This window comes from Allobosea sp. FBZP-16, assembly GCF_002831785.1.
GTDB classification, from domain to species: Bacteria; Pseudomonadota; Alphaproteobacteria; order Rhizobiales; family Beijerinckiaceae; genus Allobosea; species Allobosea lupini.
In genome coordinates this window covers 12,627-31,848 of record NZ_LNCQ01000014.1, presented here as the reverse complement: position 1 = coordinate 31,848, position 19,222 = coordinate 12,627, and the positions used below count along the sequence as shown (strand labels likewise).

The 19,222-nt window shown below is 67.5% G+C and carries 19 protein-coding genes and 1 other RNA gene; 8 read left to right on the top strand and 12 right to left on the bottom strand.

Annotated elements, in window-relative coordinates:
* Positions 1 to 17: 17 nt before the first annotated feature.
* The 9 genes from CXY91_RS04315 to CXY91_RS04275 form a co-directional block, all read right to left on the bottom strand.
* A complete protein-coding gene (locus CXY91_RS04315) occupies positions 18 to 938 on the bottom strand; it encodes a tetratricopeptide repeat protein (RefSeq protein WP_100959436.1) in 921 nt (306 codons plus the stop codon).
* On the bottom strand, positions 935 to 1,588 hold the full coding sequence (locus CXY91_RS04310; RefSeq protein ID WP_100959435.1) for a thiamine phosphate synthase: 654 nt from the start codon (positions 1,586 to 1,588) through the stop codon (positions 935 to 937). The genes CXY91_RS04315 and CXY91_RS04310 overlap by 4 nt, the downstream gene beginning before the upstream one ends.
* Positions 1,585 to 2,739: a benzoate/H(+) symporter BenE family transporter gene (locus tag CXY91_RS04305; protein WP_100959434.1), complete on the bottom strand. Its 1,155-nt coding sequence runs from the start codon at positions 2,737 to 2,739 to the stop codon at positions 1,585 to 1,587. The genes CXY91_RS04310 and CXY91_RS04305 overlap by 4 nt, the downstream gene beginning before the upstream one ends.
* 8 nt (positions 2,740 to 2,747) lie before the next feature.
* Positions 2,748 to 3,572, bottom strand: coding sequence for a TIGR00282 family metallophosphoesterase (locus CXY91_RS04300; protein WP_100959433.1), 825 nt, complete (start codon positions 3,570 to 3,572; stop codon positions 2,748 to 2,750).
* A gap of 181 nt (positions 3,573 to 3,753) precedes the next feature.
* Complete coding sequence (locus CXY91_RS04295; protein ID WP_100959432.1) at positions 3,754 to 4,329, bottom strand: 5-formyltetrahydrofolate cyclo-ligase; 576 nt, start codon at positions 4,327 to 4,329, stop codon at positions 3,754 to 3,756.
* 4 nt (positions 4,330 to 4,333) lie between these two features.
* Positions 4,334 to 4,489: non-coding RNA, 6S RNA (ssrS, locus tag CXY91_RS04290), on the bottom strand.
* Between the two features lie 248 nt (positions 4,490 to 4,737).
* Complete coding sequence (locus tag CXY91_RS04285) at positions 4,738 to 5,802, bottom strand: D-alanine--D-alanine ligase family protein (RefSeq protein WP_100959431.1); 1,065 nt, start codon at positions 5,800 to 5,802, stop codon at positions 4,738 to 4,740.
* A 90-nt stretch (positions 5,803 to 5,892) separates the two neighbouring features.
* Entirely contained in the window at positions 5,893 to 6,261 is a 369-nt protein-coding gene (locus CXY91_RS04280; RefSeq protein ID WP_100959430.1) for a cell division protein ZapA, read from the bottom strand.
* On the bottom strand, positions 6,261 to 6,569 hold the full coding sequence (locus CXY91_RS04275; RefSeq protein WP_244543938.1) for a DUF4164 family protein: 309 nt from the start codon (positions 6,567 to 6,569) through the stop codon (positions 6,261 to 6,263). Before CXY91_RS04275 ends, CXY91_RS04280 begins: the two co-directional genes overlap by 1 nt.
* 258 nt (positions 6,570 to 6,827) lie before the next feature.
* Between CXY91_RS04275 and tkt the strand changes: the two genes are divergently transcribed.
* From tkt to fba, 7 genes are all read left to right on the top strand, one after another.
* Complete coding sequence (gene tkt, locus CXY91_RS04270) at positions 6,828 to 8,831, top strand: transketolase (protein ID WP_100959429.1); 2,004 nt, start codon at positions 6,828 to 6,830, stop codon at positions 8,829 to 8,831.
* Between the two features lie 108 nt (positions 8,832 to 8,939).
* Positions 8,940 to 9,950: a type I glyceraldehyde-3-phosphate dehydrogenase gene (gene gap, locus CXY91_RS04265; protein WP_091838943.1), complete on the top strand. Its 1,011-nt coding sequence runs from the start codon at positions 8,940 to 8,942 to the stop codon at positions 9,948 to 9,950.
* A 71-nt stretch (positions 9,951 to 10,021) separates the two neighbouring features.
* Entirely contained in the window at positions 10,022 to 10,486 is a 465-nt protein-coding gene (locus CXY91_RS04260; protein WP_100959428.1) for a hypothetical protein, read from the top strand.
* A complete protein-coding gene (locus CXY91_RS04255; protein WP_100959427.1) occupies positions 10,483 to 11,052 on the top strand; it encodes a putative glycolipid-binding domain-containing protein in 570 nt (189 codons plus the stop codon). Before CXY91_RS04260 ends, CXY91_RS04255 begins: the two co-directional genes overlap by 4 nt.
* A gap of 13 nt (positions 11,053 to 11,065) precedes the next feature.
* Positions 11,066 to 12,259 (top strand): phosphoglycerate kinase, encoded by a 1,194-nt coding sequence (locus CXY91_RS04250; RefSeq protein ID WP_100959426.1) that lies wholly within the window; start codon positions 11,066 to 11,068, stop codon positions 12,257 to 12,259.
* A gap of 110 nt (positions 12,260 to 12,369) precedes the next feature.
* Positions 12,370 to 12,591: a hypothetical protein gene (locus CXY91_RS04245; RefSeq protein ID WP_158673258.1), complete on the top strand. Its 222-nt coding sequence runs from the start codon at positions 12,370 to 12,372 to the stop codon at positions 12,589 to 12,591.
* Between the two features lie 91 nt (positions 12,592 to 12,682).
* The gene (fba, locus tag CXY91_RS04240; RefSeq protein ID WP_091838959.1) at positions 12,683 to 13,765 is read left to right on the top strand and encodes a class II fructose-bisphosphate aldolase; all 1,083 of its coding nucleotides are present in this window, start codon (positions 12,683 to 12,685) and stop codon (positions 13,763 to 13,765) included.
* A gap of 230 nt (positions 13,766 to 13,995) precedes the next feature.
* Here fba and CXY91_RS04235 read toward each other — a convergent pair whose 3' ends face one another.
* Both CXY91_RS04235 and CXY91_RS04230 read right to left on the bottom strand, forming a co-directional pair.
* Positions 13,996 to 15,999, bottom strand: coding sequence for a PhoX family protein (locus tag CXY91_RS04235; RefSeq protein WP_100959424.1), 2,004 nt, complete (start codon positions 15,997 to 15,999; stop codon positions 13,996 to 13,998).
* A gap of 79 nt (positions 16,000 to 16,078) precedes the next feature.
* On the bottom strand, positions 16,079 to 17,431 hold the full coding sequence (locus CXY91_RS04230) for a globin-coupled sensor protein (protein ID WP_100959423.1): 1,353 nt from the start codon (positions 17,429 to 17,431) through the stop codon (positions 16,079 to 16,081).
* Between the two features lie 176 nt (positions 17,432 to 17,607).
* Between CXY91_RS04230 and CXY91_RS04225 the strand changes: the two genes are divergently transcribed.
* On the top strand, positions 17,608 to 18,354 hold the full coding sequence (locus tag CXY91_RS04225; protein ID WP_100959422.1) for a YebC/PmpR family DNA-binding transcriptional regulator: 747 nt from the start codon (positions 17,608 to 17,610) through the stop codon (positions 18,352 to 18,354).
* Positions 18,355 to 18,402: 48 nt separating this feature from the next.
* Here the strand turns inward: CXY91_RS04225 and CXY91_RS04220 are convergent, their stop codons facing one another.
* Positions 18,403 to 19,182, bottom strand: coding sequence for a sulfite exporter TauE/SafE family protein (locus CXY91_RS04220; protein WP_100959421.1), 780 nt, complete (start codon positions 19,180 to 19,182; stop codon positions 18,403 to 18,405).
* Positions 19,183 to 19,222 lie beyond the last annotated feature (40 nt).

The window sequence follows — 19,222 nt, the reverse complement described above, 5'->3', positions numbered from 1 at the left end:
CGCCGGCAATTTCGCCGTCACTTGCTCGGTTGGCTCGGCGTCGTCAAGGCCGTGGCCTCGATCCGGTCGGCGGCAAGACGCGCGGCGCGCTCGCGCTGCTCCGGCGAAAGCCGCTCCAGGAGCTGATCGAGCGTGGCGTCGGCAAGGCCCTGGGCGCGCGCTGCGAGGTGCCAGGCTGCTGCCTCCGAAAGGTCGGGAGGGACGGCACGGCCGAACTGGTAGAGCTTTGCCAGCCGGTTCTGGGCGATGGCATTGCCCTTGTTGGCGGCGCGGATGAAGAGCTTTGCCGCGGCGCGCTCGTCCTTGGCCACGCCGTCGCCGTTGAACAGCACGATCGCATACTCGACCTCGCCGGCGATCAGGCCGTTGGAGGCAGCCTTTCCCATCCATTCGGCCGCCACGGCGTCGTCCTGCGCCACGCCACGGCCCATCTTGTAGAGCACGCCGAGCGCGTGCTGGGCGTCGGCGAGGTCGGCGGCTGCGGCGATCCTGAGACAGGCGATGGCGCGCTGGTCGTCCTGCGCCCGCCCGGTCGCGAGCAAGGCGAGGGCCAGATTGTAGTTGGCGGCGGGATGCCCGGCGGCGGCGGCCTTCTCCAGCAGGACGCCGCCGGCCTTCGGATCGCGCGCCAGACCACGGCCTTCCAGCATCGCCATGCCGAGGGCGAAGACCGCGTTGACGTCGCCCTTGTCGGCAGCGAGGCGATACCAGTCGGCGGCGGCCTTGGGATCGATGCGGACCCCGAGCCCCTGCCGGTAGATCTCGCCGAGCAGCGTCATCGCCGCGGCGTCCTTCGGATCGGCCTCTAGCCGCTTCAAGGCTTCGTCCTGGGCTCTCCGGTAGTGTCCGGCCTGATAGGCGCCGTAGGCGAGGTCCGGCTCCGCCGCGATGGCAGGGAGGGCGACCATCAGGGCGAGCGCTGCGAGCGCAAGCCTCATCGCGCCATCCTGCGGGCGTGTTGCGCTGCGATCGCGGCATCCGCCTGCGCGACTGCGGCGCGGATGTCGACATCCTCGGCGAAGACCCATTCGCCGAGCGCGATGAATTCGGCGCCGGTCTCGATCAGGGCCGGAACGGACTCCGCATCCGGGCAATAGGCGATGCAGGGGGTCTCGAAGATCTCGGCCCACCAGGAGGCGCGCTCGATCACCGCCGGCAGCGCCGGCAGCGAGCCGTCCGGCCGCGGCTCGCCGAACATGACGTAGTCGACGCCGGTCTCGCCGATATCCATGGCGTCATGGCGCGAGCGCAAGCCCCCGGCGCCGATGATGCGTTCCTGCTTCAGGCTGGAGCGCGCCTCGGCGACCGCCTCGGCTCCCGCAGTCAGATGGACGCCGTCGGCGCCGCCGCGGCTGGCGACCTGGGCCGAGGCCTCGACGACCAGCGCGACGTTCTGCGCCTGCACCGGGGGGGCCAGCGCCTTGACCCGTTCGGTGAGGCTGCGCTCGTCCCCGGGCGCGAGCCGCAGCAGCACGGCGGCGACATCGCCGCCGGCGAAGGCCTGCATCAGGCGAAAGGAGATGGCGCCGGGATCCGAGATCGGCGGCGTGACGAGCATCAGGCGGGTGCGGGGGACGGATGTGTTCATGATCGTCCGCGCAAACGGCCCGCGGCGTGGTCCAATGTCAAGACCATAAGCCCGGCGGCGAGGCTCCAGAACGCGGAGCCGACGCCGAACAGCGATAGGCTGGAGGCTGCGACGGCGAAGGTGACGACCGCGGCGAAGCGGCCCTTGTCGCTGCCCATGGCCTGGCTGAGTGCGCCGGTGAGCGAGCCGACGAGGCCGAGGCCGGCGACCGCGACGATCAGCGCCTTCGGCATAGCGAGGATGAGCGCCAGCAGCAGGCCGGATGTTGCGGCGACAACGAGCCAGAGCAAAGCGTACCAGACCCCGGCCTTCCAGCGCTCCTTCGGATCGGGATGCGTATCGGCGCCGGTGCAGATCGAGGCGCTGATCGCCGCCATGTTGACCATATGAGCGCCGGTCGGGGCGGTCAGGAACGACATCAACCCGGTGACGAACAGGCAGGACGCCGTCGGCGGCTGGTAGCCGGAGGCGCGCAGCACGGCAAAGCCCGGCAGGTTCTGCGCCGCCATGGTGACGAGATAGAGCGGGATGCCGATGCCGACGATGGCCGTGAGATCGAGATGCGGGACGATCAGCTCGACATGCGTCAGCGCGACGGGGCCGGCGGGCAGTGTCGCTGTGCCGGTGGCGAAGGCGAGGGCGAGTCCGGCGCCGAGCGCCGCGATGACGCCGAGGAAGGGGTTCCACAACCGCGCCAGCAGGAAGACCATGAGCAGCGTCAGCACCAAAGCCGGCTGCAGGCGCATCTCGTCGAAGACGGCGACGACGAAGCGGAAGATCACGCCGGCGAGCATGGCCGCGGCGATGCTCATCGGGATACGCTCGACCAGCGCTCCGAGCGGGCGGAAGGCGGCGGTCGTCATCATCAGCACGGCGGCGGCGAGGAAGGCGCCGACGGCCGAGGCCATGTCGACGCCGCTCACCGCAGCGATCAGCGCCGCACCGGGCGTCGACCAGGCGCAGATGATCGGCATGCGATGCCGCCAGGACAGGATGAAGCTGGACAGCCCCTTGGCGATGGCGAGTCCCGCGAGCCAAGAGACCGTCTGTCCCGGCGTCGCGCCGACCGCCTGTGCGGCGGCAAGGATCACCGCGACCGAGGCCGCGTAGCCGACGAAGACGGCGACGAAGGCAGAGAACAGCTGCGACATCGGCCGGTCTATTCGTCCCAGGCGGTCGGCCAGGTCTCAGTGAGCGTAGCGCCCAGGCGCACCGGCCAGGCCGCCTTGGCGAGGCCGGTGCGGTCGTCGGTCTCGACCGCGATGCCCGAGAGCGTGCCCTCGCCGAGCGCCGGCTCCAGCCGCGACCCCGGCGTCTTCTGCAGGAAGCGGCGGATTGCCTCCTCCTTCTGCATGCCGAGGATCGACTCGTAGTCGCCGCACATGCCGGCATCGGTCTGGTAGGCGGTGCCGGCCGGCAGCACGCGCGTGTCCGACGTCGGGACATGGGTGTGGGTGCCGACGACGAGGCTGGCGCGGCCGTCAAGATAGTAGGCCATGGCGAGCTTCTCGCTGGTGGCCTCGGCATGGACGTCGACGATGACGGCGTCGGCCGCGTCCCCGAGCGGGCAGGCGGCGAGCTCGCGCTCCAGCGCGGCGAAGGGATCGTCGAGCGCGTCCATGAACAGGCGGCCCATGACGTTGACGACAAGGACGCGGGCGCCGTTTCTCGCCTCGATCACGGTCGCGCCGCGGCCGGGCGTGCCGGGCGGATAGTTCGCCGGACGGATCAGGCGCGGCTGGCGCTCGATGAAGACCAGCGCCTCGCGCTGGTCCCAGGAATGGTTGCCGAGGGTGACGACATCGGCGCCGGCGGCCAGCGTCTCGTCGCAGATCGCCTCGGTGATGCCGAAGCCGCCTGCGGAGTTCTCGCCGTTGATGACGACGCAGTCGAGCTTCCAGCGCTCGCGCAGCCCGGGGAGGCGATCCTGGACGGCGAGGCGTCCGGCGCGCCCGACGATGTCACCGAGAAAGAGCAGACGCATGTCACGATCCAACGCTTGGGCCGTGCATCACGGCCCGTTATTTCGCATCTCCACGCAAGACAGCCGTCCCGGCTCTTCCCAGGCCGCGCGGTACGATCGTGCGGCTTTGAGAAAACACGGCGGGACGGCAGCGTCTTGAAGGAAAGGCGCAGCCGCTAATGACGTGATCGCCGCGGCGAAATCAACCGCAGCGGATCGTCTCGTCCTGTGTGACGACCCAGTCGAGGCGGCGATCATGCGGCTCGGCTGGCACTTCCGCGATCTCCTGCGCCGCATAGGCGATGCCGACGGTCAGGGCCGGTTCCAGCTCGGTGATGGCGCGGTCGTAATAGCCCTTGCCGTAGCCGATCCGGTAGCCGCGCCGGTCGAAGGCGGCGAGCGGGACGATCAGGATGGCGGGCTTCACTTCGGGCTGCTCCGGCGCCGGTACCAGCGTGCCGAAGCCGCCGGGCACGATCGGCTCCCACGGCGCCCAGCGCCGAAAATGCATGCGCTTCTCGACGATCGCCGGCAGGCAGAGCAGCAGGCCGCGCTCGTGCAGGGCCTCCAGGATCGGGCGCGGATCGGCCTCGGAGCGCATCGGCCAATAGGCGGAGATCGGCCCCTGCGTGACGACCGGCAGCGCCAGTACACGTGCGACGATGGCCTCGTCCCAGAGCAGGCGGTCGTCGAGTTCGAGCGCGTCGCGCCGGGCGAGCGCCTCGGCACGCAGCGCGGCTTTGCGCGGGGAGGGGGCGAGAGAGACGCTGTCGGTCATGGGGTGCGGAGCCACCTCGGCCGTGGAGATTTCGATCCCGGGACACCTACAAAGTAGGTGGGCGCCGTGTGTCCGGGTCCAGGGACCCGGTCAGGGACAGCTCCCTAGGGAGTCGTATGGGCCCGGGAATACATGACTCGCACGCACCAGGCAGCCCCGCCGCGACAAGGTAGGACGCATGCCGGCAAAGCGCCAGAGGTCCGGGATGAATTTCGTACGGGACTACGCCTTGGCAACCCCCTCACTGTCGTCCCGGGCGACCCGAGGGAGACCCAGGACCCATTCCGGAACCTTAATCGGAAAGGCTCAGGAATGGATCCCGGATCAGCGCCGCTGCGCGGCTTGTCCGGGATGACACCGAGGAGGAGTTAGCCAGGCGGTTTGCGGTCCGTGAGGCCTGCGCCCGCTTCAGGCCCCCCGCGCCATCCCATGCCGGATCACGCGATCGATCAGGTCGGGATAGGCGACACCGCTGGCGGCGAGCGCCTTCGGGAACATGCTGATGTCGGTGAAGCCGGGGATGGTGTTGATCTCGTTGACCAGCGCGCTGCCGTCCGGGCGCAGGAAGAAGTCGACGCGGGCCATGCCGTCGCAGCCGAGTGCATGGAAGGCACGCTTCGCCAGTTCCTGCAGGTTGGCGATCGTTTCCTCCGGCAGATGAGCGGGAACCTCGACGCGGGCGCCGTCCTCGTCGAGATATTTGGCCTCGTAGGTGTAGAAGCCGTGGCTCGCGGCGGCGACGATTTCGCCGGGCAGCGAGACGATGGTCTCGCCATCGGCCTGCTCTAGCACGCTGAGCTCGATCTCGCGGCCGGCGATGAACTCCTCGACCAGCACCACACGGTCGTGCCGGAAGGCCTCGGCGAGCGCCGCTGCGAAGCTCTCGGCATTCGTCGCCTTGCTGACCCCGACCGAGGAGCCCTGGCGCGCCGGCTTGACGAACAGCGGCAGGCCGAGCGCGGCGCTGACCTGTTCGAAGCCGAGCGCCTCGCCCCGGCGAACGGTGAGCGAGCGGGCGACGCTCAGGCCGGCCTCGCGCAGCAGCCGCTTGGCGATGTCCTTGTCGAGCGCATTGGCCGAGCCGACGATGCCGCAGCCGGCGAGCGGGATGCCGGCAACCTGGGCCAGCCCCTGGACCGAGCCGTCCTCGCCATCGAGGCCATGCAGAACCGGGAAGAGCACGTCGATCTTCGGCAGGGTCTGCGGCGCGGCGCCGTCCTGCAGGCGCAGGAGGCGCCCGTTCCCGCCCGGCAGCAGGCAGAGCTCGGCGCCGTCCTGCGGGATCGGATCGGGCAGAACGCCGTTCTGCAATTCGAGCTCGCGCCATTCGCCGGCCCTGGTGATCAGGATCGGCACGACGTCATATCTCGCCTTGTCGATCGCCTTGACCACATTGGTCGCGGACATCAACGAGACCTCGTGCTCGGAGGACCTGCCGCCGAGGAGAATCGCCACCCGAACCCTGTCACCCATAGCCGCCGCCTTCATCGATTCGCTTCCGTCTGGAAGCGTCAGTCGGGGATGATTGAGGAATTGCAAAGGCGGCGGAAATGCCTGCGGCGACTACCCCACCTGCCCGGGCAGCAGGCTCCTCGCCACGCTCTCGATGCGCTCGGCCGCGGCGACGAGGGCGGCGGCGGCCCTCTCCTCGACCTCGCCGGCGCGCTGGTCGGCGAAGCCGGCATCGCCCTGCAGCGAATGGAGGCGACCTTCGAGCGTCTCGACCTTCCTCTTCAGCTCGGTGACCTCGTCGGCGACCATCAGCGCTGCCATGACGTGCAGGCGCATGTCGCCGATCTCGCCGAAGGCCTGGCGCATCTCCTCGATCTTGCCGTCATAGAGCTGAGCGAGCGCCTCCAGATGCGGCTCCTCGCCGTCGCCGCATGCCATGCGATAGGCCTTGCCTGAAATGGTGACGTTGACCTGGGGCATCAGGCGTCCTGCTCGGCTTCTTCGTCGGGTTGGGCCTCGACGCGGGCGATCACTTCGGCAAGCGCCGTCATGGCGCGGTCGAGCTTGCGGTCGACCTCCTGCGCGACGCCCTCGACCTGGCCGATCCGGGCCATGGCGCCGTCGAGTTCGACGGCGAGGCGGGCACGATCGTCCTGCATCAGGGTGAGCTCGGTTTCGAGGTTTGCGCGGCCACGCTCGACCTCGAGCCGCCTGCGAGCAGCTGCTTCGAGCTGGCCGAGCGCGCCTTCGAGGCGCGACAGGGCGTGATCCAGTGCTGGAGACGCCACGCTTCTTCCTTTGCGTGCCGGGGAAGCCGGCTCATCCGATTCGGAAGCGTAGATTAACAAATATCTCCGTGGAAAGCGCTTTGGCCGGTGCGGTCCGAGCGAAGCGTGGGGAAAACTCGATATCTGCGTCCTTGCAGGCGAATTGACTCCGCTTGAGCGGGCGGCCTATCGAACGCGCGACCTTTTTCTCAAGAGTTCGCTGCTCGTCGCCGGCCAGCTTCGGCGCGAGCCTCGTTCCGCACTTGCCGGAGAGACTCCATGACGACGCCTGCGATCGACCGCGCCCAGCACGAGCGGCTCGCCAACGCCATCCGCTCCCTCGCCATGGACGGCGTCGAGCAGGCCAAGTCCGGCCATCCCGGCCTGCCGATGGGCGCGGCCGACGTCGCGACCGTGTTGTTCACCCGCATCCTGAAATACGATGCGGCCGAGCCGCGTTGGCCCGATCGCGACCGTTTCGTGCTCTCGGCCGGCCATGGCTCGATGCTGATCTACGCGCTGCTCTATCTCACCGGCACGCCCGGCATGGAGCTCGACGACCTCAAGAAGTTCCGCCAGCTCGAATCGAAGACGCCGGGCCATCCCGAGAACTTCATGACCGCCGGCGTCGAGACCACCACAGGCCCGCTCGGCCAGGGTCTCGCCACCGCGGTCGGCATGGCGATGGCCGAGCGCATGCTCGCCGCCGAGTTCGGCAAGAAGCTGGTCGACCACAGGACCTATGTCCTCGCCTCCGACGGCGACCTGATGGAGGGCATCAGCCAGGAGGCGATCGCGCTCGCCGGCCATCAGAAGCTCAACAAGCTGATCGTGCTCTGGGACGACAACGGCATCTCGATCGACGGGCCGCTCTCGATCTCCGACTCGGTCGACCAGCTCGCCCGCTTCAAGGCCTGTGGCTGGAAGGCAGAGCGCGTCGACGGGCATGATCCCGACGCGATCGAGGCTGCGGTTCGCCGCGCCCAGAAATCGAACAAGCCGACGCTGATCGCCTGCAAGACCGTGATCGGATTCGGCGCGCCGAAGAAGGCCGGTACCTCCAAGGCGCATGGCGAGCCGCTCGGCGCCGAGGAACTCGCCGCCGCCAAGAAGGCGCTCGGCATCACCGGCGGGCCGTTCGAGGTCGCGGCCGACGTGCTCAAGGCCTGGCGCGGTTTCGGCGCTACCGGCTTCGCCGAGCGCAAGGACTGGAATACACGCCTCGCGGCGCTGTCCGAGCGCAAGCGCGGCGAGTTCGAGCGCCGCCTGAACCACGCCGTGCCGGCCAAGCTCGCCAAGACGCTGGTCGCCCACAAGAAGGCGCTGGCTGCGAACCCGGTGACCGTCGCGACCCGCAAGGCTTCGGAACTGGCGCTGGACGTGATCGTGCCCGTGATGCCGGAGCTGGTCTCGGGCTCGGCCGACCTGACGCCCTCCAACAACACCCGCGCCAAGGGCTTCGAGGACTTCACGCCGAAGACCCCGAAGGGCCGCTATGTCCGCTACGGCATCCGCGAGCACGGCATGGCGGCGGCGATGAACGGCATCACCCTGCATGGCGGCTTCCGCACCGCCGGGGGCACCTTCCTGGTCTTCGCCGACTATGCCCGTCCCTCGATGCGGCTCGCCGCGCTGATGGGGCTGCCGGTCATCTATGTCATGACCCATGATTCGATAGGCCTCGGCGAGGACGGTCCGACCCACCAGCCGGTCGAGCAGATCGCCAGCTTGCGCGCCATGCCGAACATGCGCGTGCTGCGTCCCGCCGATGCGATCGAGACGGCCGAAGCCTGGCAGATCGCGCTGGAGCGCACCGACGGCCCGACGGTGCTGGCGCTGTCGCGCCAGAACCTGGCGCCGGTCCGTACCGACGGCACCGCGACGAACCGTTCGGCCAAGGGCGCCTACGAGTTGCTGGCGGCTGAAGGTGGCAAGGCGCAGGTCTCGCTCTTCGCCTCGGGCTCCGAGGTCGAGATCGCGGTCGCTGCCCGCAAGCTCCTGGCCGACAAGGGCATGCGCGCCCGAGTCGTCTCGGTGCCCTCGCTGGAAGCACTGCTTGAGCAGGACGAGGCTACCAAGGCCGCGATCATCGGCGATGCCCCGATCAAGATTGCGGTCGAGGCGGCCGTGCGCTTCGGCTGGGATGGCGTGATCGGCACTGACGGCGGCTTCGTCGGCATGTCCTCCTTCGGGGCGAGCGGCCCCTACAAGGAGGTCTACAAGCATTTCGGCATCACCCCGGAGGCGGTGGTCGAGGCGGCGATCAAGCGTCACAACGGCTGAGCCACCTCAAATTTTTAAGGCCTGCCCTTGCGTTCCGCCATGGTTTGGCCGATTTGCCCGCGTGAATGGCCCGGCCCATGCCGGTGAACGGCGAAGGAGAGGATTGAGATGACGGTCAAGGTGGCGATCAACGGCTTCGGCCGTATCGGGCGCAACGTGCTGCGCGCGATCATCGAGTCGAAGCGCAAGGACATCGAGGTCGTGGCGATCAACGATCTCGGCCCGGTCGAGACCAACGCCCATCTCTTCCGCTTCGATTCCGTGCACGGCCGCTTCCCCGGCACGGTCACGGTCTCCGGCGACACGATCGATGTCGGCCGCGGCCCGATCAAGGTCACCGCGATCCGCGATCCCAAGGACCTGCCGCACAAGGCGCTCGGCGTCGACATCGCGCTGGAATGCACCGGCATCTTCACGACCCGCGACAAGGCGGCGGCCCATCTCGCCGCCGGCGCCAAGCGCGTCCTGGTCTCGGCCCCCTGCGACGGCGCCGACCTGACCGTGGTCTACGGCGTCAACAACGAGGCCCTGACCAAGGACCACATCGTCGTCTCGAACGCCTCCTGCACGACCAACTGCCTCGCGCCGGTGGTCAAGGTGCTGCATGACGCCGTCGGCATCGACAAGGGCTTCATGACCACGATCCATGCCTATACCGGCGACCAGCCGACGCTGGACACGATGCACAAGGACCTCTATCGCGGCCGCGCCGCCGCGATGTCGATGATCCCGACCTCGACCGGCGCCGCCAAGGCGATCGGCCTCGTCATCCCCGAGCTCAAGGGCCGGCTCGACGGCACCTCGATCCGCGTGCCGACCCCGAACGTCTCGGTCGTCGACTTCAAGTTCATCTCGAAGCGCAAGACCACGGTCGAGAAGATCAACGACGCCATCATCAAGGCGAGCAAGCGCGGCGCGCTGAAGGGCATCCTCGCCGTCACCGACCAGCCCAACGTCTCGATCGACTTCAACCACGACCCGGCCTCGTCGACCTTCGCGCTCGACCAGACCAAGGTCATGGACGAGAAGTTCGTCCGTGTCCTCAGCTGGTACGACAACGAGTGGGGCTTCTCGAACCGCATGAGCGACACCGCCGTCGCCATGGCGAAGCTGATCTGACGCACACTCCCTTCGCAGCCGCGCCGGACAGGCGCGGCTGCGCCTAAAACTGCCGAGGAACGGACCGCGCAATGAACAAGATCGAGCCGACCGTCGCCACGTCGACCACGTCCCCTGAGACCGTCATCGTGCCGCCGGCCCCGAGCATGGCCGAGATCGCCGCAGCGCGCGCCACCGACGCGAAGCCGGCCGATCCGCTCGCGCCGAGCGATCCGCGCAAGCTCGACCAGCTCTCGCGCATCGAGGACAAGACGGCCCGGATCGAAGAGAAGTTCGCGCGCTACGAGGCGGTGCTGACCCGCGCCGAGGCCTCGCTGGAGCGCAGCGCCCAGAAGGTCGATCTCGCCGCCGGCACCATGGACTTCGCCGGCCTGCGCGAGGAGCTCTCGGCCCTGCGCCAGCGCGTCAATTCAACCCCGCGCTTCGGCGCCCTGCTGCTCACTGGCATCGTCACCGCGGTTCTGACCGTCGTCCTGACGGTGATCGTATTGAAGAGCGGCGTTCCCGGCGTGCTGCCGCCGATCCTGCCGCGATGAGCTTCCGCCCGCCCGCCGATCTTGCGGACGGGCGCAGTGTCCGCTGGCGGGCATTGGAAGGCGACGGGCTCGAACATCTGACGGTGCGCGCGCAGGCGAACGGTCTTCGCGCCGAGGCCACTGTGGTCGGCGAGCGCGATGGGAGCCGCTTCGGCGCGAGCTATCGCATCGATTGCGACGCCGATTTCACGGTCCGCTCCTTCGAGGTCGCGACGACCGATGGCCGTGGTCTCGCCATGACCCGGCGAGACGGCGCGTGGCATGACGGCGAGCGCGGCCTTCTGCCGGCTTTCGACGGCTGCGTCGACATCGATCTCTCCGCCACGCCCTTCACCAACACGCTGCCGATCCGTCGTCTCGCCTGGGAAATTGGCCAGCAGCGGCGCATCGCCATGCTGTTCGTGCCGTTCGACAGCTTCGAGCCCTTCGTCACCGAGCAGGTCTATACCTGCCTTGCGCCAAGGCTTTTCCGGTTCGAGACGGCCGATGGCAGTTTCACCGCCGAGCTTCCGGTCGACGAGGACGGCCTCGTCATGGATTATCCCTGTCTGTTCCAACGTTTGTAAGAGAGCGCCCTTCATGCCTGCTTTCCGCACCCTCGACGACGCCGATCTCGCCGGCAAGCGCGTCCTCGTCCGTGTCGATCTCAACGTGCCGATGGAGGAGGGCAGGGTCACCGATACGACCCGTATCGACCGGATCCTGCCGACGATCCGCGAGATCGCGCAGAAGGGCGGCAAGGTCATCCTGCTGGCGCATTTCGGCCGGCCCAAGGGCCGCGACGAGAAGAACAGCCTGCGGCAGGTGGTGCCGGCGCTGGCGCATGCGCTCGGCCAGCCGGTGATCTTCGTCGGCGATTGCATCGGCACGGAGGCGCAGAAGGCGATCGCCGCCGCCAAGAACGGCGAGATCCTGCTGCTGGAGAACACCCGTTTCCACGCCGGCGACGAGAAGAACGATCCCGAATTCGTCAAGGCGCTCGCCGCCAATGGCGATCTCTATGTCAACGACGCCTTCTCGGCCGCCCACCGCGCCCATGCCTCGACCGAAGGCCTGGCGCATCTGCTGCCGGCCTATGCCGGGCGCACCATGCAGGCCGAACTGGAAGCGCTTTCTGCCGGTCTCGACAACCCGGCCCGGCCGGTGATGGCGATCGTCGGCGGCGCCAAGGTCTCGACCAAGCTCGAACTGCTCGGCAATCTCGTCCAGAAGGTCGACGTGCTCGTCATCGGCGGCGGCATGGCCAACACCTTCCTCGCCGCGCGCGGCGTCAACGTCGGCAAGTCGCTCTGCGAGCATGATCTCGCCGACACCGCCCGCGAGATCGAGGCGAAGGCCAAGGCGGCAGGCTGCGAGATCATCCTGCCGGTCGATGCGCTGGTGGCGCGCGAGTTCAAGGCCCATCCCGGCCATCGCGTCGTCTCGATCAATGAGGTCGGACCGGACGAGATGATCCTCGATGCTGGCCCGCTCAGCGTCGCCGAGGTCGTGCTCAAGCTCGACAGCGTGAAGACCGTGGTCTGGAACGGGCCGTTCGGCGCCTTCGAGCTGCCGCCTTTCGACACGGCGACGGTCGCCGTGGCCAAGGCCGTGGCGGAGCGCGTGCGCGAGGGCAAGCTCGTCGCGGTCGCCGGCGGCGGCGATACGGTCGCGGCGATGAACCATGCCGAGGTCGCCGAGGATCTGACCTATGTCTCGACCGCCGGCGGCGCCTTCCTCGAATGGATGGAAGGCAAGGCGCTGCCGGGTGTCGAGGCGCTGCGCAAGGGTTGATCGGCGGCGCAGCTTGCGGTTGCGGGGTAGAATGTTTATGCTATGTTCTCGCTGTGGCATGATGGTTTCACTGGAGCCACGATGCGATGAGCGAGAATGTGCAGACTGCGATGTTCGAGGTCCTGAAGAAGATTCAGGCGCAGCTGTCCGAGCACGACAAGCGCTTCGACGCCGTCGACAAGCGCTTTGATGAACTCGGGGATCTCGTCCGCAAGCAGAGTAGGGATACGGCTGGCCTGCTCGTCATGGCGAAGTCGATCACCGGCAACTTCGCGGAGGAGCTGGCCGCGATCGAGGAGTGCGTCAGGGTCCTCGAAGCGCGCGGGCGCTGATCGCGTTCACGTTTTCAGCGCTTTGGCTTTGCGTCCGCCACAGTTCGATTCTAAACCCTCCGGATAAGCTGAGCCCAACCGGAGGATCATCGTGGCCCGCATCACGCTTCGCCAATTGCTCGACCATGCCGCCGAGAACGACTACGGCGTTCCGGCCTTCAACATCAACAACATGGAGCAGGCGCTCGCGATCATGGCCGCGGCGGACGCGACTGATGCGCCGGTGATCATCCAGGCCTCGCGCGGCGCGCGCTCCTACGCCAACGACATCATGCTCAAGCACATGATGGACGCGGTCACCGAAATCTATCCGCACATCCCGGTCTGCGTGCATCTCGACCACGGCAACGAGCCGGCGACCTGCATGACTGCGATCCAGGCTGGCTTCACCTCGGTGATGATGGACGGCTCGCTCAAGGCGGACGGCAAGACCCCCGGCGACTGGGACTACAATGTCGGCGTGACCAAGACGGTCACCGACATGGCCCATCTCGGCGGCATTTCGGTCGAGGGTGAGCTCGGGGTGCTCGGCTCGCTCGAGAGCGGCGAGGGCGAGAAGGAGGACGGCCACGGCTTCGAGGGCAAGCTCAGCCACGACCAGCTCCTGACCAATCCGGACGAGGCGGTGAAGTTCGTCGCCGAGACCAAGGTCGATGCGCTCGCGATCGCCATGGGCACCTCGCACGGCGCCTACAAGTTCACCCGCAAGCCCGACGGCGCGATCCTGGCGATGCATGTCATCGAGGAGATCCACAAGAAGCTGCCGAACATGCATCTCGTCATGCACGGCTCCTCCTCGGTGCCGCAGGACCTGCAGGACGTGATCAACCAGTATGGCGGCAAGATGCCCCAGACCTGGGGCGTGCCGGTCGAGGAGATTCAGCGCGGCATCAAGCACGGCGTGCGCAAGATCAACATCGACACCGACAACCGGATGGCGATGACCGGCCAGATCCGCAAGATCCTGTCCGAGCATCCCGGCGAGTTCGATCCGCGCAAGTATCTGAAGCCGGCGATGGAGGCGATGACCGCGCTCTGCAAGAAGCGGCTGGAGGAGTTCAACACCGCCGGCCAGGCCTCGAAGATCAAGCGCGTGATCACGCTGGCCGACATGGCCAAGCGCTATGCCAAGGGCGAGCTCGATCCGACCTTCGGCGCCAGGAAGGCAGCGTGAAGCTCCACTAGCCTCTATCGACGAACAAGGAGCGCGGGAAACCCCTCTCCCGGATGGGAGAGGGGTAGGGGTGAGGGACCGCCGTCGGACGTTATGGTGGCGAGCTAACCGCGGCTCGGTTTTCGTTTCGCTGGTTCGACTGCAGGCCCTCATCCGGCCCTACCGGGCCACCTTCTCCCATTCGGGAGAAGGAAAGCGCGTCGCTCGCCCAGTCTTCCGGACAGCGAAACCTACACGCCGATCTTGCCACCGCCCCGCTTGGTGATCGCCACCACCGAAGGACGCGTCGGCATGTCCGGCTTGAAGTCGGGCCAGCGGGTCGAGAGATCCTCGTAATAGGAGCGGCGGCCGAAGGCCGGCCAGTCCGGGCCGTCGTCGCCGGGATGCTGGACGGCTACGAAGGCAGTCGTGTCGTCCGGCGTGAAGCAGGGGCCGCAAAGCTCGGCGCCATGAGGCACGCGGTAGAACAGCTTGGAAGTCCGGCGTGCCTCGCCTTCGGTATCGACCGCCCAGAGACCATCGGTGCGGCCTGTCTCCTGCGGGCCGTTGCCGTCGGTCGAGACCCAGAGCCGGCCGGCGGAATCGACTACCGCATTGTCCGGCATGCCGAACCAGCCATTCTTGCTGGTTTCGGTCGAGAAGCTGGCGCCGACCGCGGCGACCGACGGATCGCCGCATTTCAGCAGCACTTCCCATTTGCCCTTGGTCGCGGTGAAGTCGCCGCCGTCCTCGATGATCTCGATGATGTGGCCGAAGGCGTTCTTGGCGCGCGGATTGGCGGCGTCGACCTGGTCTTCCTTGCGGTTGGTGTTGTTGGTCAGCATCACATAGACGCGGCCGTTGACGCCGTTGGGCGTGATGTCCTCGGGCCGGTCCATCTTGGTGGCGCCGAGCAGGTCGCCGGCGCGGCGGCTCTCGATCAGCACGTCGGCCTGGCTGGCGAAGCCGTTGGCTGCAGTGAGCGGGCCCTGGCCGAAAACCAGCGGCAGCCATTCGACCGTGCCGTCGGCGGCAAACTTCGCGACAGAGAGCGTGCCGGTGTCGAGCAGGTCCACGTTGGCGGCGCGATTGTTCGGATCGAAGCGGCCGGCCGTGACGAATTTGTAGACATAGTCGAAGCGCTCGTCGTCGCCGAGATAGACGACGACGCGGCCGTCCTTGGCGACGATGCTGTCGGCGCCTTCATGCTTGAAGCGGCCGAGCGCGGTGCGCTTCTTCGGCACCGAGTTCGGATCGAACGGGTCGACCTCGATCACCCAGCCGAAGCGGTTGGCCTCGTTCGGCTCCTTGGCAAGATCGAAGCGCTCCTCGAACCGGCCCCAGGCATAGGGTGCCGACGGAATCGCGAGGCGCTTGTAGTTGGCTTCCTCGCGGTGGCCGTCAGGCAGCTTGCCGGAGAAGTAGCCGTGGAAGTTCTCTTCGCCGGAGACGAAGGTGCCCCAGGGCGTCATTGCGCCGGAGCAGTTGTTCAGCGTGCCGAAGACCTTGCGGCCGCTGGCATCGGCATTGGTCTTGACGCGGTCGCTGCCGGCGACGGGGCCGGAAAGCTGCATCTCGGTGGCGGCGGTGATGCGGCGATTGTACTTCGAGTCCTTCACCAGCGCCCATTTCCCATCGGTCCGGCGGATCTCGGCGACGGTGGCACCATGCGCCATGGCTTCGACCGCGAAACGCTCCGGGGTCGCGTTCTTCATCACCGGCTTGCCGTCCTTGATCTCGACGACGCCCGGGAACATCAGATGCGGGTTGGTGTATTCGTGATTGACGAAGAGCACGCCATGGGCCGACGGGTCGGCCGCGCCTGGCACGGGCAGGTAGCCGACGAAGTCGTTGTTGTAGCCGAACTGCTTCGCCTGGGACTCGGGCGTCTGCCTGATCGGATCGAAAGCCGGCGCGTCGGGGAAGAGCGGGTCGCCCCAGCGCAGCAGCACGTCGGCCTGATAGCCTTCCGCGACATGGTGGTCGGCGTCGACCCCGGCCTCGACCTCCTTGAAGCTGAAAGCGGAGCCCTTCGCCTGGGCCTTGGCCTCCTCGGCGGTCGCCAGAGCAGTGGCGCCGACCGTCGCCGAGATGGCGGAGACGGCGAGGGCGCCCTTGAGCAGGCCGCGGCGCGAGAACCGCTGGCCGATCAGTTCGCCCATGGTCGGATTGGCGGATTGGTTCTGCGGGGGCGCATCGTCATGCTCGAGCATGCTGGCGCCGAAGGTGGATTCGTATTGGGTCTCGTCAGTCATGACCGGCCCCTTCCTGTCGTCCAAGTTAGAATGGCTTGAAATTAGGAGCCATGCTTGACAGGTGGGTGACGGATACGCCTCAGGCGACGCGGTTCTGCCTGCTCAGATTCTCGAAGGCCTCGGTCAGGGTCCCAGCCCGCTGGGCCAGCGTCTGGGCGAGGCCGAGCATCTCGCCGACGCCGGCGCCGGCGGCCTGGGCGGAGTCGTTGACGCTGGCAATCGCCTGCGCGACCTCCTGCGTGCCCTGCGAGGCGTAGCTGATGCTGCGGGCGATCTCCTGGGTCGCCGCCCGCTGCTCATCGACCGAGCTCGCGATCGTCAGTGTCGTCTGGTCCATGTCGCCGACGAAGCCGACGATGCTCTCGATCGCCTCGACGGCCTCCTGCGTCGCGGCCTGCATGGCCGGCACCTGGGCCGCGATCTCGTCGGTCGCCCTGGCGGTGCGCGCGGACAGCTGCTTCACCTCCTGGGCGACGACCGCAAAGCCGCGCCCAGCCTCGCCGGCGCGGGCCGCCTCGATTGTCGCATTGAGTGCCAGCAGATTGGTCTGGGCGGCGATGTCGCGGATCAGGTCGACGATCGAGCCGATCGTCTGCGCCGACTGCGCCAGGCCCTTGACGATCGCTTCCGTTCGCAATGCCGCATTGCTGGCATGGTGAGCCTTGGTCGTGGCGCTGGCGACCTCCCCCGAAATCGCACTCAAGGAGATGGAGAGCTGCTCGGTGGCGCTGGCGACGCTGCCGACATTGTCCGAGGCCTCGTCCGAAGCTCGCGCGGCGGCGACGGCCTGCACGCCAGTCTCCTTGACGAGCCCGTTCATCGTATGGGCCATGTCCTCGACGATGCGGGCGCTACCGGTCACCGCGCCGACGACCTCCCGGATCGTGACTTCGAAGGCCGAGATCTCGCGCCGGGTGCGCTCGCGGCTCTCCTGCTGGACATGGCTGTACGTTTCGAGCAGCAGTTCGAGATCGAGCTGCACGGCCTTGTTCAGGGCGGCGCGCAGGGCGATGCGCCGGTTGTATTCCTTGGCGTGCCAGACATGGCTGAGCCTGGCGAGGCCGTCGCGCAACAGGCCGAGCTCGGCGCCGATCGCATTGCCGACGATCGCATGGCAGATCGCGACGGCATGGGCGGGAACGCCATTATCGTAGAAGGCGCTGGCGAGTGCGCGTGCCGACTGCAGAAAACCATCTTCGAACTCGCCCGAGACCAGCCTGATCCAGTGCGCGAGCCGCAGCTCATGCACGTCCGGCCGCTGCATGGCGCTCAGGATCTCGGGCCAGGCCTCGAAATGGGGGTGCAGCTCCGGCAACAGGGTCGGCAGGCGCCGACGGGCGAATTCGGCCTGCTGCCGCAACTGGCCGATATCGGTGGCGTCGATCCGGAAAGTCCGCAGGCGCGCGTTATGCTCGACGATGGCGTTGGTCATGCGCGCTGTGTTCTAGTCCGCTGATTGGCCAAACCGCACATTGCGGACAGTTCGCCAACAAACGCTTAAGCATCGCGCGCAGAGCAGATAGGCTGGAAAGCCTGCGGCTGCGCTTGCCTCGCGCCGAGCCGGCTGAGTATAAGCCGGCCGACGCATAACAGCGGAGATCAGGGCGTATGGCCGGCCATTCACAGTTCAAGAACATCATGCACCGCAAGGGCAAGCAGGATGCTGTGCGCTCCAAGCTGTTCTCGAAGCTGGCCCGTGAAATCACCGTTGCCGCCAAACTGGGCATGCCCGACCCGAACATGAATCCGCGCCTGCGCATGGCCGTGCTGGCGGCCCGGGCCGAGAACATGCCGAAGGACAATATCGAGCGCGCCATCAAGAAGGCGCTCGGTGGCGAGGGCGATAACTATGACGAGGTCCGCTACGAGGGCTATGGACCTGGTGGCACTGCCGTGATCGTCGAAGCGCTGACCGACAATCGCAACCGCACGGCCTCGGCGGTGCGCTCCTACTTCACCAAGTCCGGCGGAGCGATGGGCGAGAGCAATTCGGTCTCCTTCATGTTCAACCGTGTCGGCGAGATCAGCTATGCGCCGGAGGTGGGCGACGCCGACAAGGTGATGGAAGCCGCGATCGAGGCCGGCGCCGACGATGTGATCTCCGATGAGAACGGCCACACCATCCTTTGCGCCTTCGACGCCCTGAACGAGGTCTCCAAGGCCCTCGAAGCTTCGCTCGGCGCGCCGGCTTCGGCCAAGCCGGTCTGGCGGCCGACCACGACGGCGCCGCTCGACGAAGAGAAGGCGGCGTCGATGATGAAGCTGATGGAAGCACTCGACAATGACGACGACGTCCAGAACGTCTTCGCCAATTTCGAGATCGCCGACGACATCATGGCCAAGCTCGGCAGCTGAAGCCCTTCTGCCGCCGAGCCCCGGTCAAGTCCGAACATCGCGGCCTGGCTATCGCCCGATCAGCCCGTCCCAGATCGGCAGGCTGACGAGGGCGCTCAGGAAGATCGTCAGATAGGCGATGCGGCGGAAGGCCTGCTCGGAAGCGAGACCGAAGGCGTGCGTCCCGAGCCAGAGCCCGGCGCCATAGACAGCGAAGAGCGGCAGCGCCATCAGCGCCGAGGCCAGCGTGATGATGCCCTTCAGCGCGAGGATCGTGCCGCTGACCACCGTGCTCAGGCCGAAATAGGTCTGCAGGTTGGCACGGGTCTTGTGCCGGTCGTTGCGCTGGGCGCCGAGCCAGAATACGGCGAGCGGCATGCCGCCGATGCTGGCGAGCCCGTTGCAGAGACCCGAGGCCGCTCCGACGCCGAGCGAGAGCGGGATGCCGGGCTTGCCGTGATAGCGCCAGCCGGACGCCATCAGCGCGACGGCGGCAAGCACGAGCAGCGCCAGCAGCCAGCGCATCGTCTCGCGATCAAGCCAGGTGAGGAGGGCGATGCCGAGCGGCAAGGTCAGCGTCGCCGCGACCAGCAGCGGGACGACCTCGCCCCATTCGGCCCGCTTGGCCGAGCGTGCCGCCAATGGCAGGGCGAAGGGCAGATCGATCACCCAGATCAGCCCGAGCGCCGCGACAGGGCCGATCACGATCGATGCCAGCGGCATGAAGACCATGGCGAAGCCGAAGCCGGTAAAACCGCGCACCAGGCCGCCGAGCAGGGTCGCGCCGACGAGAATGGCGATGCCGTCGGCTGTAAGTCCGGGAAAGAGCGAGGTCAGGAAAGCGGTCATCGAAAAGGCCGGCGAGGGAATTTCTTTCCTTCACGCTCAA

Excerpts from the sequence above, each read along its gene's own strand:
- CXY91_RS04315 (WP_100959436.1), bottom strand. The coding sequence starts at position 938 with ATGAGGCTTGCGCTCGCAGCGCTCGCCCTGATGGTCGCCCTCCCTGCC.
- CXY91_RS04310 (WP_100959435.1), bottom strand. The coding sequence starts at position 1,588 with ATGAACACATCCGTCCCCCGCACCCGCCTGATGCTCGTCACGCCGCCG.
- CXY91_RS04305 (WP_100959434.1), bottom strand. The coding sequence starts at position 2,739 with ATGTCGCAGCTGTTCTCTGCCTTCGTCGCCGTCTTCGTCGGCTACGCG.
- CXY91_RS04300 (WP_100959433.1), bottom strand. The coding sequence starts at position 3,572 with ATGCGTCTGCTCTTTCTCGGTGACATCGTCGGGCGCGCCGGACGCCTC.
- CXY91_RS04295 (WP_100959432.1), bottom strand. The coding sequence starts at position 4,329 with ATGACCGACAGCGTCTCTCTCGCCCCCTCCCCGCGCAAAGCCGCGCTG.
- CXY91_RS04285 (WP_100959431.1), bottom strand. The coding sequence starts at position 5,802 with ATGGGTGACAGGGTTCGGGTGGCGATTCTCCTCGGCGGCAGGTCCTCC.
- CXY91_RS04280 (WP_100959430.1), bottom strand. The coding sequence starts at position 6,261 with ATGCCCCAGGTCAACGTCACCATTTCAGGCAAGGCCTATCGCATGGCA.
- tkt (WP_100959429.1), top strand. The coding sequence starts at position 6,828 with ATGACGACGCCTGCGATCGACCGCGCCCAGCACGAGCGGCTCGCCAAC.
- gap (WP_091838943.1), top strand. The coding sequence starts at position 8,940 with ATGACGGTCAAGGTGGCGATCAACGGCTTCGGCCGTATCGGGCGCAAC.
- CXY91_RS04260 (WP_100959428.1), top strand. The coding sequence starts at position 10,022 with ATGAACAAGATCGAGCCGACCGTCGCCACGTCGACCACGTCCCCTGAG.
- CXY91_RS04255 (WP_100959427.1), top strand. The coding sequence starts at position 10,483 with ATGAGCTTCCGCCCGCCCGCCGATCTTGCGGACGGGCGCAGTGTCCGC.
- CXY91_RS04250 (WP_100959426.1), top strand. The coding sequence starts at position 11,066 with ATGCCTGCTTTCCGCACCCTCGACGACGCCGATCTCGCCGGCAAGCGC.
- CXY91_RS04245 (WP_158673258.1), top strand. The coding sequence starts at position 12,370 with ATGTTCGAGGTCCTGAAGAAGATTCAGGCGCAGCTGTCCGAGCACGAC.
- CXY91_RS04235 (WP_100959424.1), bottom strand. The coding sequence starts at position 15,999 with ATGACTGACGAGACCCAATACGAATCCACCTTCGGCGCCAGCATGCTC.
- CXY91_RS04230 (WP_100959423.1), bottom strand. The coding sequence starts at position 17,431 with ATGACCAACGCCATCGTCGAGCATAACGCGCGCCTGCGGACTTTCCGG.
- CXY91_RS04225 (WP_100959422.1), top strand. The coding sequence starts at position 17,608 with ATGGCCGGCCATTCACAGTTCAAGAACATCATGCACCGCAAGGGCAAG.
- CXY91_RS04220 (WP_100959421.1), bottom strand. The coding sequence starts at position 19,182 with ATGACCGCTTTCCTGACCTCGCTCTTTCCCGGACTTACAGCCGACGGC.